The 12,020-nt window shown below is 38.4% G+C and carries 17 protein-coding genes; 15 read left to right on the top strand and 2 right to left on the bottom strand.

Features of this window, described 5'->3' with window-relative positions; genetic code table 11:
- Positions 1 to 36 precede the first annotated feature (36 nt).
- Positions 37 to 651: a nitroreductase family protein gene (locus RG565_RS04035; RefSeq protein WP_247936926.1), complete on the top strand. Its 615-nt coding sequence runs from the start codon at positions 37 to 39 to the stop codon at positions 649 to 651.
- A gap of 475 nt (positions 652 to 1,126) precedes the next feature.
- Here RG565_RS04035 and yidC read toward each other — a convergent pair whose 3' ends face one another.
- Entirely contained in the window at positions 1,127 to 2,044 is a 918-nt protein-coding gene (gene yidC, locus RG565_RS04030; protein ID WP_247936927.1) for a membrane protein insertase YidC, read from the bottom strand.
- Positions 2,045 to 2,123: 79 nt separating this feature from the next.
- Positions 2,124 to 2,402: an acylphosphatase gene (locus RG565_RS04025; protein WP_003029956.1), complete on the bottom strand. Its 279-nt coding sequence runs from the start codon at positions 2,400 to 2,402 to the stop codon at positions 2,124 to 2,126.
- Between the two features lie 31 nt (positions 2,403 to 2,433).
- On the opposite strand from RG565_RS04025, the gene RG565_RS04020 reads away from it, so the two are divergent.
- From RG565_RS04020 to yidD, 14 genes are all read left to right on the top strand, one after another.
- Complete coding sequence (locus RG565_RS04020; RefSeq protein ID WP_247936928.1) at positions 2,434 to 3,174, top strand: RNA methyltransferase; 741 nt, start codon at positions 2,434 to 2,436, stop codon at positions 3,172 to 3,174.
- Between the two features lie 45 nt (positions 3,175 to 3,219).
- On the top strand, positions 3,220 to 3,711 hold the full coding sequence (locus tag RG565_RS04015; protein WP_126407599.1) for an HD domain-containing protein: 492 nt from the start codon (positions 3,220 to 3,222) through the stop codon (positions 3,709 to 3,711).
- A gap of 25 nt (positions 3,712 to 3,736) precedes the next feature.
- Positions 3,737 to 4,420, top strand: a complete 684-nt coding sequence (locus RG565_RS04010; protein WP_268732210.1) for a Bax inhibitor-1/YccA family protein — start codon at positions 3,737 to 3,739, stop codon at positions 4,418 to 4,420.
- 84 nt (positions 4,421 to 4,504) lie between these two features.
- Positions 4,505 to 5,755, top strand: coding sequence for a diaminopimelate decarboxylase (locus RG565_RS04005; RefSeq protein WP_268732209.1), 1,251 nt, complete (start codon positions 4,505 to 4,507; stop codon positions 5,753 to 5,755).
- Between the two features lie 54 nt (positions 5,756 to 5,809).
- Positions 5,810 to 6,058 (top strand): YneF family protein, encoded by a 249-nt coding sequence (locus tag RG565_RS04000; RefSeq protein ID WP_003023631.1) that lies wholly within the window; start codon positions 5,810 to 5,812, stop codon positions 6,056 to 6,058.
- A 94-nt stretch (positions 6,059 to 6,152) separates the two neighbouring features.
- Entirely contained in the window at positions 6,153 to 6,947 is a 795-nt protein-coding gene (gene racE / locus RG565_RS03995; protein WP_268730379.1) for a glutamate racemase, read from the top strand.
- Positions 6,944 to 7,930: a nucleoside-triphosphate diphosphatase gene (locus RG565_RS03990; protein ID WP_143876660.1), complete on the top strand. Its 987-nt coding sequence runs from the start codon at positions 6,944 to 6,946 to the stop codon at positions 7,928 to 7,930. The genes racE and RG565_RS03990 overlap by 4 nt, the downstream gene beginning before the upstream one ends.
- On the top strand, positions 7,906 to 8,427 hold the full coding sequence (locus RG565_RS03985; protein ID WP_268732208.1) for a metallophosphoesterase: 522 nt from the start codon (positions 7,906 to 7,908) through the stop codon (positions 8,425 to 8,427). The genes RG565_RS03990 and RG565_RS03985 overlap by 25 nt, the downstream gene beginning before the upstream one ends.
- Positions 8,424 to 8,885, top strand: coding sequence for a cyclic-di-AMP-binding protein CbpB (cbpB, locus tag RG565_RS03980; protein WP_003023640.1), 462 nt, complete (start codon positions 8,424 to 8,426; stop codon positions 8,883 to 8,885). Before RG565_RS03985 ends, cbpB begins: the two co-directional genes overlap by 4 nt.
- Positions 8,882 to 9,613, top strand: coding sequence for a site-specific tyrosine recombinase XerD (gene xerD / locus RG565_RS03975; RefSeq protein WP_003029966.1), 732 nt, complete (start codon positions 8,882 to 8,884; stop codon positions 9,611 to 9,613). The genes cbpB and xerD overlap by 4 nt, the downstream gene beginning before the upstream one ends.
- The gene (locus tag RG565_RS03970; protein ID WP_049507869.1) at positions 9,613 to 10,323 is read left to right on the top strand and encodes a segregation/condensation protein A; all 711 of its coding nucleotides are present in this window, start codon (positions 9,613 to 9,615) and stop codon (positions 10,321 to 10,323) included. Before xerD ends, RG565_RS03970 begins: the two co-directional genes overlap by 1 nt.
- Positions 10,316 to 10,882, top strand: coding sequence for an SMC-Scp complex subunit ScpB (gene scpB, locus RG565_RS03965; RefSeq protein WP_247936932.1), 567 nt, complete (start codon positions 10,316 to 10,318; stop codon positions 10,880 to 10,882). Before RG565_RS03970 ends, scpB begins: the two co-directional genes overlap by 8 nt.
- Positions 10,869 to 11,594: a pseudouridine synthase gene (locus tag RG565_RS03960; protein ID WP_106083598.1), complete on the top strand. Its 726-nt coding sequence runs from the start codon at positions 10,869 to 10,871 to the stop codon at positions 11,592 to 11,594. The genes scpB and RG565_RS03960 overlap by 14 nt, the downstream gene beginning before the upstream one ends.
- Positions 11,594 to 11,848: a membrane protein insertion efficiency factor YidD gene (gene yidD / locus RG565_RS03955; RefSeq protein WP_247937032.1), complete on the top strand. Its 255-nt coding sequence runs from the start codon at positions 11,594 to 11,596 to the stop codon at positions 11,846 to 11,848. Before RG565_RS03960 ends, yidD begins: the two co-directional genes overlap by 1 nt.
- The last annotated feature ends 172 nt before the right edge of the window (positions 11,849 to 12,020 follow it).

Here is a 12,020-nt window from a genome sequence, read left to right as displayed (position 1 = left end):
TAATAAAGCTATCTTAAAAAAACAAGGAGACTTATCATGAATGATTATTTACACTTTTTAGATGAGCGTGCATCCGTTCGGCAGTTTGATCCTAATACCATTTTATCAAACGATCTTATTAAGGAAATGCTAAAGCATGCTAGCTATGCTCCATCCAGCAATAATTTCCAGCCTTGGCGAGTTGTAGTTGTAAAAAACAAAGAAAAGCAAAGAGAGTTAAAGAGACTGTCAGCATATCAGCCACAAGTTGAGACAGCTTCAGCGGTATTTCTTCTGTTTGGGGATAAAGAGTCCTATAATTTAGAGCGATGGCAGGCTTTTCATTTGAAAGAAGGAGTCATTACAGAGGATAATGCTGTTGAACGCACTAATAGGATTCGTCAGTATTTTTCTCTTCACCCTGAAGACAAGGAGATTGAGGGATTGCGATTGGATGTTGGTCTATTTGCTATGAATCTCATGCAGGTGGTGCGAGCTTTTGGCTATGATAGCGTACCTATGCGGGGGGTTGATTTTGAGGCAATCAAAATCTATCTCAAAGTACCAAATGATTGGGAACCAATTTTGATGCTGCCAGTGGGAAAGGCCTTACAGGCGGGTTATCCACATGTGAGAAAGTCTGTTGAAGAATTTGCCGAAATCATTGAATAGAATAATGTTGTGAGTAATAAAAACATAATATATATTCAAAGATGACTAACTCAAATATGTGTAAGGCTAGCTTTTGGATTTGTCCGGTTGCTTTATAGATGATAATGCTACAAGATTATTTAATTTCATTATCTTGCAATAATAAATAGACAAAGAGATATGATATCGATAATTGAGAGTATAGGTAATTTAGCTAAGAGTGAAAAAATATTTAGCAAGTTCGACCTATTTACGATAACTTTACAAATTTATTCTATTGAATTAATAAAATGAGACTCCAATCCCTCTAATTTATTTCTTTCAATATAGAGACAAACTACTTTTTCAAGTAATCAAGCTTGCTCAATGTTTAAAAATAGCAACGGAACTCTAAATGGAGTATTCATTATTATTATAAAAAGAAAAACTGAAGAAAAGTCCCTGAAACAGACTCTTCATCAGTTTAAGCTGGAAATTATCTTTCCAGCCTTTTTGCTTATCTTGAACGTTGTTTTCCAGCGTTACGATTTTTCTTTTTATTTTGTTTTCTATTTTCAATAACGGCCTGTGCTTGAGGTGTCACATCTTTTTTACGACCAGAATTTTTAATGGCTTTAGGCGGATTATTTTTATATTCTTCAGCTACGCATTTTCTGAGCTGAGGACGGATGTAATGATTGATAATCAATTGTTGGATAATCATGATGAAACCACCGACTACCCAGTAAAGTGTAACACCTGCTGGAGCTGTGAACGAGAAGATGACAATCATGAGCGGGCTCATGTACATCATTTTCTTCATTTGCTCTTTTTGAACCTCATCAACGCCGACAAGGGTCAAAGCAGATTGAATGAAATACAAAATTCCGACGATAATGGTGAGAAGAATGCTGGCTTTTCCGAGTGGAATTCCTAGGAATACACTCTTAGCCACTCCTTCAGTGTATTGAGCAGAGAAATAAAGGGCAGAGAAAAATGGTAATTGAATCAGGAGAGGAAGGCATCCGATACCTCCGAGCATATTGACACCATTTTCTTTTTGAGCAGCCATGAGTGCTTGCTGAGCAGCCAGTTTTTCTTCTTGTGTTTCCGCATTCTTCATGCGTTCTTGGATCGGCTCAAAAATAGGCTTCAAGTAATTCATCTTTTCAGATTGGTAAGTTGATTTCCAAGACTGATAGAGTCCAAGTGGAAGGATAATCAAGCGCACAATCAAGGTGACGATGATAATGGCCATACCAAAACCAAGTCCCATATTATTAGCAAAATACTGAATGGCAAGGCTCATTGGTCTTCCAATAATATCCCAGACAAATCCAGCAGGCTTGCCATCTTTGACTTGCACACATCCTGAGAGTAGCAGAAGCATAGACAGCCCTAACCCTGAGAATAAAATACGATTTAATTTTTTCACGTTTTTGTTTCCTTTTTCTAAAAAATAATACCTTTCTATTCTACTGTTTTTTTCCTAAATATACAATAGTTCTTGGGACCTAATTTGCAATTTTAAAATCTGAATAGGAATCAAAATTAGCCATTGTGACATCTAAATAGCTGACTTTTGAAAATGGCGTTGGTCCTTTGCGGATTTCTTGGATAAATTTTGCCATGAGTGCAGAATTCTCCGCTTGTGCTAAGATCTCTACAGTTCCGTCTTCATTATTCCAGACACGTCCAGTGATGCCACCGATTTCTGTGGCAAGTGTGTAAACACCCCAACGAAAGCCAACTCCTTGCACGCGACCTTGTGCAATCATTCTTACTTTTTGCATGTGAACCTCCTTTTTGTGATATAATAGTTCTATGAATATTATAACCTCAAAAGCTAATAATGTGGTAAAAAACACCAAGAAATTACTTCAAAAAAAGTATCGGAAAGACTCATACTTAATTGAGGGATGGCATTTATTTGAAGAAGCAGTCCAAGCACAGGCTGAGTTTCGGAATATCTTTGTTTTAGAAGAATTTGTTGATAGAGTGCAAGATTTTCCTCAAGTTCATGTAGTGACGGCAGATATTTTAGCGGATTTGGCTGATTCTAAAACACCACAAGGCATCGTGGCAGAGATTGCTTTTGAGGAAGCGCCGATTCCTGCAGTTCTCAAAGGGAAATATCTCTTTTTAGAAGATGTGCAGGATCCGGGGAATGTGGGCACGATTATCCGAACAGCTGATGCGGCTGGCTATGACGGGGTATTTATTTCGCAGCATTCGGCAGATATTTATAATTTGAAAACCCTACGCTCCATGCAGGGCAGTCATTTTCATTTGCCTGTTTACCGAGTAAAAACAGCAGATTTTCTTGAGCTTGCTAAACAAGTACAATTACCGATATTAGCAACGACGCTTTCAAAAGATTCGATGGATTATCGAGAGTTAGCACCACTGTCGGATTTTGCTCTTGTGTTGGGAAATGAAGGACAGGGTATTAGTCATGAAATGGCAGAAGCAGCTGATAACCTCATTCATATTTCGATGAAAGGACGAGCTGAGAGTTTAAATGTCGCCGTGGCAGCAGGCATTCTCATCTTCGCTTTAAGCTAAAATTTAGAAATGTATTTATAATTAGAAGCACATGGAGGTGGTTCTATGCTTTATAAAGAAGATAAAGAGTATATGGAGCATGTTGGACAATTGATTGCTCAACCACGCGTCCAGAAATTAAAAACCATAACACACCATATTTATTCCAATCGCTTGGAGCATTCGATTCATGTTAGTTATACGAGTTATAAAATTGCGAAAAAATTAGGTTGGGATGCAAAAAGTACCGCACGTGGTGGACTTCTGCACGATATGTTTTATTATGATTGGCGGGAAACGAAATTTAATAAAAGCCATGCTTGGGTACACCCTCGCTTAGCAGTACGAAATGCACGGAAAGTAACCAATTTAAATAAAGTAGAAGAAGACATCATTCTCAAACACATGTGGGGAGCAACATTGGCGCCGCCACGGTATAAAGAAGGCTATATTGTCACTATGGTGGATAAATACTGGGCAATCAAGGAAGCCATGGCGCCAGTTCGGAAAAGAATTGCTAAAAGAAGACTTTTTCATCGAAAAATGTTAAAATCGTAACATATCATAATAAAGGAGAGAGCTTATGAACAATACAGTTATTCAAGAAAATAGTGGTATCAATAGTTTTTACGCTAAAGTTTATTCATTAGTCGGTATGGGGATTGGCATTTCTGCCCTTGTCTCGGCTTTAATGTTAACAATATTTCAAGATGTGATTTATTCAGTAATAATAGCGAATAGTTGGATTTTTTACTTAGCTATTTTTGCTGAGTTGGTTCTTGTATGGGCAGCTTCAGGGATGTCTGCTAAAAACAATCCAGCTGCATTGCCAACTTTTCTAGTTTATTCGGCTTTAAATGGCTTTACGATTAGTTTAGTATTGGCTCTTTACACACAAGCAACGGTTTTAGCAGCCTTCGTTACTTCTTCAGCGATGTTTTTTGCTATGGCATTGATTGGGAAATTTACCAAAAAAGATCTTTCTGGCTTGGGTAGAGCCTTTATTGCAGGTCTGATTGGAGTTATCATCGCTAGTTTGGTGAATATTTTCCTTAGAAGTTCTGGACTAGATTTCATCATTAGCATTATTAGTGTGATTATCTTCTCTGGATTGATTGCTTGGGATAATCAAAGAATCCGCTATGTCTATGAGCAATCAGGCGGAAATGTAGCGGCTGGTTGGGCAGTTTCACTCGCCTTAAGCCTTTACCTTGATTTTATCAATCTGTTCCTCAGTATTCTTCGTATTTTTGGAAGAGATAATTAAAAGTAAGAATTAGAAGTTGGACTGGTTTCAGCTTCTTTTTTTATGATATAATAAAGCAAATGAAAAGAAAGTATGAGGCTTGCTATGAAAGAACCATTTCTCAGTCGCGAAAAGTTAGCTGAAATCACTGCTCAATTTCCAACTCCATTTCATTTGTATGATGAGAAAGGAATTCGTGAGACAGCTCGCGCGCTTCAGGAAGCCTTTTCTTGGAATCAAGGATTTAAAGAGTATTTTGCAGTAAAGGCAACTCCGAATCCGGCTATTTTGAAAATCTTGAAAGATGAAGGCTGTGGAGTAGATTGCGCCAGCTATGTAGAACTTTTGATGAGCCAAAAAGTAGGCTTTTCAGGAAATGACATGATGTTTTCGTCCAATGACACGCCTGCAAAAGAAATGCAATTTGCGCGTGAATTGGGAGCTACTATCAATCTTGATGCTTATGAAGATGTTGCATTTTTACAGGAAGTGGCGAGCATTCCAGAAGTTATTTCTTGTCGCTATAATCCAGGCGGTGTGTTTGAATTGGGAACAGATATTATGGATTCTCCAGAAGAAGCAAAATTCGGGATGACCAAAGAGCAGCTTATTCAAGCTTTTAAAGATTTAAAAAAGTTGGGCGTTAAAAAATTTGGGATTCATGCCTTATTGGCTTCTAACACTGTTACGAATCATTATTATCCTGAATTAGCCCATCAGCTATTTGAATTAGCCGTTGAGATTGTGGCTGAGACCAATGTGGACTTGGATTTTATCAATCTTTCAGGCGGAGTAGGCGTTCCTTACCGTCCAGAAGAAAAAGCAAATGACATTTTAGCGATTGGACAAGGAGTTCGTCGAGTTTATGAGGAAATTTTAACACCTGCAGGCTTAGGAAAGGTTAAAATTTTTACGGAACTGGGACGTTTTATGCTGGCCCCTCATGGATTATTGGTGACGAAAGTATTGCATAAAAAGAAGACTTACCGCACTTACATTGGTGTAGATTCTTCAGCAGTGAACCTGCTGCGTCCCGCCATGTATGGTGCTTATCATCATATTACAAATATGGATCACCCAGACGGACAGACAGAAATAGTGGATGTGGTCGGCAGTCTTTGCGAAAACAATGATAAATTTGCCATTCAGCGCAAACTGCCGATTACCAATATTGGAGATACCTTAGCGATTCACGATACAGGAGCGCACGGTTTTTCAATGGGCTATCAGTATAATGCCAAACTTCGTTCAGCTGAGATTTTACTGGAAGAAGACGGCAGTGTGCGAATGATTCGGCGTGCTGAAATACCGGAGGATTACTTCGCAACTTTGTATGGCTTTGATTTTGAAAAATAGACAATTTTTGATATAATAAGAAGATGTAAAAAGGGAAAAGAGGATTACATATTTATGAATTTACTATTAGCTATTTTGTTGATTATTCTGGCTTTCTTTGGTGGTATGCTCGCTGGAATGTACCTTGTCCGCAAACAAATTGAAAAAGAATTTGCAGACAATCCACGTTTGAATATTGATGCGGTTCGTACAATGCTATCTGCAAATGGACAAAAGCCAAATGAAGCAAAGGTACAACAAGTGTATCGTCAAATTAAAAATCAACAAAAAGCAGCACTTGAAAATGCTAAAAAGAAAAAATAAGTTGTTAAAAACAGTATAAAATTTGATTTTTAAAGAGATAAACGAATGGGGATTTGGGACTTGCACCCAGTCCCTTCTTTAGAAAGAAGAACTTATGGATAATCGACCAATTGGTTTTTTAGACTCAGGCGTGGGCGGTTTGACAGTTGTTCGCGAGCTGATGCGGCAGCTTCCACATGAGGAAGTGATTTATATCGGTGATTCTGCGCGTGCGCCTTATGGACCAAGACCAGCAGATCAGATTCGCGAGTATACATGGCAATTAGTGAAATTTCTTTTAACCCAAAATGTCAAAATGATTGTTCTTGCCTGCAATACAGCTACTGCTGTGGTTTGGGAAGAAATCAAAGAAAAATTGGATATTCCAGTTTTGGGAGTGATTTTACCGGGAGCTAGCGCAGCAATTAAAGCTTCTCAACATGGGACGATTGGCATTATTGGAACGCCAATGACGATTCAATCAGATATTTATCGGCAAAAAATCGAGCGTCTCTTACCAGAAGTGGAGGTGACAAGTCTTTCTTGTCCCAAGTTTGTACCACTGGTAGAATCTAACGAGCTGTCGTCTAGCATTACGAAAAAAGTGGTCTATGAGAGCTTGATGCCGTTAAAAGGCAAGGTAGATACTTTAGTGCTAGGCTGTACGCATTATCCTTTGCTAAAACCAATCATTCAAAATGTAATGGGACCAACTGTGAAATTGATTGATAGTGGAGCAGAGTGTGTGCGGGACATTTCTGTCTTGCTTAATTATTTTGAAATCAATCACAGCAGAGAAGGAGAACTTCCTCAACACCGCTTTTTTACCACAGCAAATGCAAAAAGTTTTGCTGAAATTGCAGAAACGTGGTTAAACAAAGAAATAAATGTGGAGAATGTGACCTTATGAGTAGCAAAATTTATGAGTATAAAGATACCCAAGATTGGTATGTTGGAGAATGGTCTTCTCGTGGCGGAACTTTCCATTTTAAGGATGTTGATTCGGAAGAACTCAGTCGCATGGAAGAAGAGCTCCGTCAATTAGTAGTTGAAGAGCAGTCTTTTTCTGTTGCAGTGATTCAATATAACTCCATGATGTCTTTTGTTCAATTTGTCTTGCAAATGATTAACGAGAACCAAGATTCACAGTTTCAGGCACAATTTCATAAAGGTGCTATTCTGATTACGGAAAAGGGACAGTTAGTTTTAGTGCATTTGCCTAAAAATGGGGTTCAGCTGAATGATTTCTTTTCTCAGAAAGATTTGTCAGGTTTGACAGTCGGAGATACAATCTTAGTCGCTACTCGCAATGAAGGAAAAACTGCTGAATTTCGTAAAATATTTGAAAAATTAGGCTACAAAATTGAAAACCTGAATGACTACCCTGATTTGCCAGAGGTAGCAGAGACAGGAATGACTTTTGAAGAAAATGCTCGTTTGAAAGCAGAGACCATTTCTAAGCTGACTGGCAAAATAGTATTGGCGGATGACTCAGGCTTAAAAGTGGATGCACTAGGTGGTCTGCCTGGAGTTTGGTCTGCTCGCTTTGCTGGAAATGATGCAACAGACTTAGAAAACAATGCAAAATTGCTACATGAATTAGCAATGGTTTTCGACTTGAAAGACCGCTCTGCACAGTTTCATACCACTCTGGTAGTGGCAAGTCCTGACAAAGAAAGTCTGGTCGTAGAGGCTGATTGGTCGGGCTATATCAATTTTGAGCCGAAAGGCGAAAATGGATTTGGCTATGATCCTTTATTTTTAGTAGGCGAAACAGGTAAAACATCTGCTGAATTAACAATGGAAGAAAAAAACGCTCAATCACATCGAGCTCAAGCAGTTCAAAAATTAGTGGAGGTATTTCCAGCATGGAAAAACAAACAATCATCGTAATGAGTGATTCTCATGGCAATCGCGCTATTGTGGAAGAGATAAAACATCGTTATCTTGGGAAAGTAGATGCTATTTTTCATAATGGTGATTCTGAGTTGCCTAGTGATGATGAAGTGTGGCAAGGAATTTACGTTGTGGCTGGGAACATGGATTTCTATGGTGGTTATCCAGACCGTTTAGTGACGGACTTAAACGGAACGATTATCGCACAAACTCATGGTCACCTTCAACAGATTAATTTTGGTTTTCAAAAATTGGACCTCTGGGCACAAGAGGTAAACGCAGATATTTGTTTGTATGGGCATTTGCATATTCCAGATGCGTGGACGGAAGGAAAAACACTCTTTTTAAATCCCGGCTCTATCAGTCAACCACGCGGTGTCATCAATGAGCGACTGTATGCTAAAGTAGAAATTACAGATGATATGTTTAAAGTAGACTATTACACGCGTAGCCATGAACTTTATTCTCGCCTATCAAAGGAGTTTGCTCGATGATTGCTAAGGAATTTGAAGATTTTCTCTTACAGCAAGAAGATACTTTTTTAACACCGGCAGAAAACTTAGCTGTTTTGATTGATACTCACAATGCTGATCATGCTATTTTGTTGTTGAGTCAGATGACCTACTCACGAGTACCCGTGGTGACAGATCAAAAGAAGTTTGTTGGAACTATTTCGCTGACAGACATCTTGTCTTACCAAATGCAGCATGAAATTCCTGATGAGGAATTTATGACAACGGATATTGTTCACATGGCAAAAAAAGATGACCTGACAGTTGGTCCAGATTTTACATTGACAGAAGTGTTGCATAAGTTAGTAGACGAGTCCTTCTTGCCAGTCGTTGATCAGGACAATACATTTCAAGGAATTATTACACGTAAATCTATCTTAAAAGCGGTCAATGCCCTTTTGCATAGTTTTGCGAATGAATACGAGATTCATCCAAAATGAAAGAAGAAATAACAACCTTTTTAGAAGGAAAAAATTTATCTGAGAATTCAAAAACAGCTTATTTTTATGATTTAGAGCAATTCATAGATGTGACCCATGCAAAAATTACAGAGACCAATCTGAGGATTTACCAAGCTTCTATTGCTGACTTCAAACCATCTGTTCAGAAACGAAAACTATCTGCTATCAATCAATTTTTGCATTATTTATACAAGCAACGGTTGATTTCAGACTTTTATCGTTTGGAGTTGCCAAAAGTTGGTATTCCGAAAGAACACGATGCGGAAATTTTGGATTTGTCTGATTTTTATGCAGATACAAATCAATACAACGGTCGCTTGATTGCGCTTCTCATTTTAGAAATGGGGCTTTTACCAAGCGAAATTTTGCAGTTGAAAGTAGCAGATGTCAATCTGGATTTTCAGATTATTCGCATTGAGAAAGCAGGTCAAAAGCGCATTGTGCCCATTCCAGACCAGTTGATTGGAGAACTGGAAACAACTCTGGAAGGAACTTATTTGTTAGAAAAGAATGGGAAAAGCTATTCGCGCCAATGGGGCTTTCGTCAATTAGAAGCTTTTTTGATTGAAAAAAATCAAGCTACTTTATCAGCTCAGAGTTTGCGAGAGCAATATATTTTACGTCAGCGAGAGCAAGGTGTTGAATTGTATGAAATTGCGCGCAATTTAGGCTTGAAAACAATGATGACATTAGAAAAATACAGATAATGGACATAAAAATTAAAGATTTTGAAGGCCCATTGGACTTATTGCTTCATTTGGTGTCAAGATATCAAATGGATATCTATGATGTGCCGATTACAGAGGTCATTGAGCAATATTTGGCTTATGTGGCGACTCTTCAAGCAATGAAGTTAGAAGTGACGGGAGAATACATGGTTATGGCAAGTCAGCTCATGTTGATTAAAAGCCGAAAACTCTTGCCAAAAGTAGCTGATAGCTTAGAAACTGAAGAAGATTTGGAGCAAGATTTGCTTTCTCAAATTGAGGAATATCGGAAATTCAAATTGTTAGGTGAGAAAATGGCGGAGCAACATGAAGAACGAGCTCTTTATTATTCCAAACCTAAAATTGAATTGGTGTATGAAGATGCAACATTGCTCCATGATAAGACAACGATTGATTTATTTTTGGCTTTTTCTAAATTGATGACGCAAAAAAGAGAAGAATTTGCTCAAAGTCATACAACGATTGTCAAAGATGAATATAAAATCGAAGACATGATGGATGTGATACGTGAACGCTGTTATTCTCAAGAAAAAATTGCTCTGCAAGCCATTTTTTCAGAAACAAAAGATATGAATGAAGTGATTACCTTATTTTTAGCGACATTGGAACTAGTAAAAGTCCAAGAAATTCAAGTAATGCAAGAAGAAAATTTTGGGAATATTTATCTAATAGGAAAAAGAAATGAGTAAGTTAGCAGAGATTGAAGCCCTGCTCTTTGTGGCGGGCGAGGACGGCTTGCGTGTCCGTCAACTGGCAGAGCTCCTCTCTATGCCTCCTACGGGAGTGACACAGAGTTTGGAGAAACTGGCAGAAAAGTATCAAAAAGATGAAGATTCAAGTCTTGCCTTGTTAGAGACGTCGAATACTTATAAAATTGTTACCAAGCAAGATTTTGCTGAATTGTTGCGGGAATATTCAAAAGCCCCTATCAATCAAAGTTTATCAAGAGCTGCCTTGGAAACTTTGTCCATTATTGCTTATAAGCAGCCTATTACGAGAATGGAAGTGGATGAGATTCGTGGGGTCAATTCTAGTGGTGCGATTTCAAAGTTGCAGATATTTGACTTGATTCGTGAAAATGGAAAAAAAGAAGTGCTAGGGCGCCCAAATCTTTATGTGACAACGGATTATTTTTTGGATTATATGGGAATCAATAGCTTAGAAGAATTGCCAATAGTAGAAGAAACAGAGTTAATAGCAGAAGAAAGTCAGCTATTTACCGAAAGGATAGAGGATGAGAATCAATAAATATATTGCTCACGCAGGGATTGCGAGTCGTAGAAAGGCAGAAGAGTTGATAAAACAAGGGCTTGTCACTGTGAATGGACAAGTTGTTCGTGAGTTGGCGACGACGATCAAGTCAGGTGATCGTGTTGAGGTCAGTGGTCAGCCGATTTACAATGAAGAAAAAGTGTATTATCTCTTAAACAAGCCTCGCGGTGTCATTTCTAGCGTGACAGATGACAAAGGTCGTCCAACGGTGGTTGATTTGTTGCCAAATGTCACAGAGAGAATCTATCCAGTTGGTCGACTTGATTGGGATACGTCGGGTGCTTTGATTTTGACAAATGATGGCGATTTTACAGATGAGATGATTCATCCTAGAAATGAAATTGATAAGGTCTATGTAGCTCGTGTCAAGGGGGTGGCTGATAAAGAAGTTCTCCGTCCCTTGACAAAAGGTGTGGAAGTTGACGGCAAAAAAACCAAACCAGCGGTTTATGAAATTCTGAAAGTAGACCCGATTAAGAATCGTTCGGTTGTCCAGTTGACCATTCATGAAGGACGAAATCATCAAGTGAAAAAGATGTTTGAAGCGGTTGGTTTGCAAGTAGATAAACTTTCTCGTACGCAATTCGGTCATTTGAATTTAACGGGACTTCGTCCAGGTGAAGCTCGCCGTCTCAATAAAAAAGAGGTCAGCCAGTTACATAACCTAGCTGTGACGAAGAAAAAATGATGAAAAAAATTTTTATCGCACCAGTGCGTTTTTATCAAAAGTTTATCTCGCCAGCCTTTCCACCTTCTTGTCGCTATCAGCCGACTTGTTCAAATTATATGATTCAAGCGATTGAAAAGCACGGTGCTAAAGGTGTCTTAATGGGAACAGCACGTATTTTGCGTTGTCATCCTTGGGCAGAAGGAGGAGATGATCCTGTGCCGGATGTTTTTAGCTTGAAGCGTAATTATGCAGAAGACAAAGAAAGAGGTTGAGACGCATTCTCTATAAAGAGGTCAACCAGAGATTCTTTATAAAATACTATAACTTAATAGTAAAAATATAAAAAACGAACAATTTTGACATTCTAACTAACAGAAAATCAAAATTGCTCGTTTTTTGTATTTCTCGCGGGCCTTTTGTTGCCGGTTCATCTCATATTCAATG

The sequence above is a fragment of the Streptococcus sp. IsoGale021 genome (assembly GCF_031142795.1).
GTDB classification, from domain to species: Bacteria; Bacillota; Bacilli; order Lactobacillales; family Streptococcaceae; genus Streptococcus; species Streptococcus hominis.
Note: the sequence above shows the minus strand (reverse complement) of the source record. Positions and strands in the feature narration are given on the sequence as shown.

Bases quoted from the DNA above. Each gene is read 5' to 3' on its own strand.
- RG565_RS04035 (WP_247936926.1), top strand. From the start codon at position 37: ATGAATGATTATTTACACTTTTTAGATGAGCGTGCATCCGTTCGGCAG.
- RG565_RS04025 (WP_003029956.1), bottom strand. From the start codon at position 2,402: ATGCAAAAAGTAAGAATGATTGCACAAGGTCGCGTGCAAGGAGTTGGC.
- RG565_RS04020 (WP_247936928.1), top strand. From the start codon at position 2,434: ATGAATATTATAACCTCAAAAGCTAATAATGTGGTAAAAAACACCAAG.
- RG565_RS04015 (WP_126407599.1), top strand. From the start codon at position 3,220: ATGCTTTATAAAGAAGATAAAGAGTATATGGAGCATGTTGGACAATTG.
- RG565_RS04010 (WP_268732210.1), top strand. From the start codon at position 3,737: ATGAACAATACAGTTATTCAAGAAAATAGTGGTATCAATAGTTTTTAC.
- RG565_RS04005 (WP_268732209.1), top strand. From the start codon at position 4,505: ATGAAAGAACCATTTCTCAGTCGCGAAAAGTTAGCTGAAATCACTGCT.
- RG565_RS04000 (WP_003023631.1), top strand. From the start codon at position 5,810: ATGAATTTACTATTAGCTATTTTGTTGATTATTCTGGCTTTCTTTGGT.
- racE (WP_268730379.1), top strand. From the start codon at position 6,153: ATGGATAATCGACCAATTGGTTTTTTAGACTCAGGCGTGGGCGGTTTG.
- RG565_RS03990 (WP_143876660.1), top strand. From the start codon at position 6,944: ATGAGTAGCAAAATTTATGAGTATAAAGATACCCAAGATTGGTATGTT.
- RG565_RS03985 (WP_268732208.1), top strand. From the start codon at position 7,906: ATGGAAAAACAAACAATCATCGTAATGAGTGATTCTCATGGCAATCGC.
- cbpB (WP_003023640.1), top strand. From the start codon at position 8,424: ATGATTGCTAAGGAATTTGAAGATTTTCTCTTACAGCAAGAAGATACT.
- xerD (WP_003029966.1), top strand. From the start codon at position 8,882: ATGAAAGAAGAAATAACAACCTTTTTAGAAGGAAAAAATTTATCTGAG.
- RG565_RS03970 (WP_049507869.1), top strand. From the start codon at position 9,613: ATGGACATAAAAATTAAAGATTTTGAAGGCCCATTGGACTTATTGCTT.
- scpB (WP_247936932.1), top strand. From the start codon at position 10,316: ATGAGTAAGTTAGCAGAGATTGAAGCCCTGCTCTTTGTGGCGGGCGAG.
- RG565_RS03960 (WP_106083598.1), top strand. From the start codon at position 10,869: ATGAGAATCAATAAATATATTGCTCACGCAGGGATTGCGAGTCGTAGA.
- yidD (WP_247937032.1), top strand. From the start codon at position 11,594: ATGAAAAAAATTTTTATCGCACCAGTGCGTTTTTATCAAAAGTTTATC.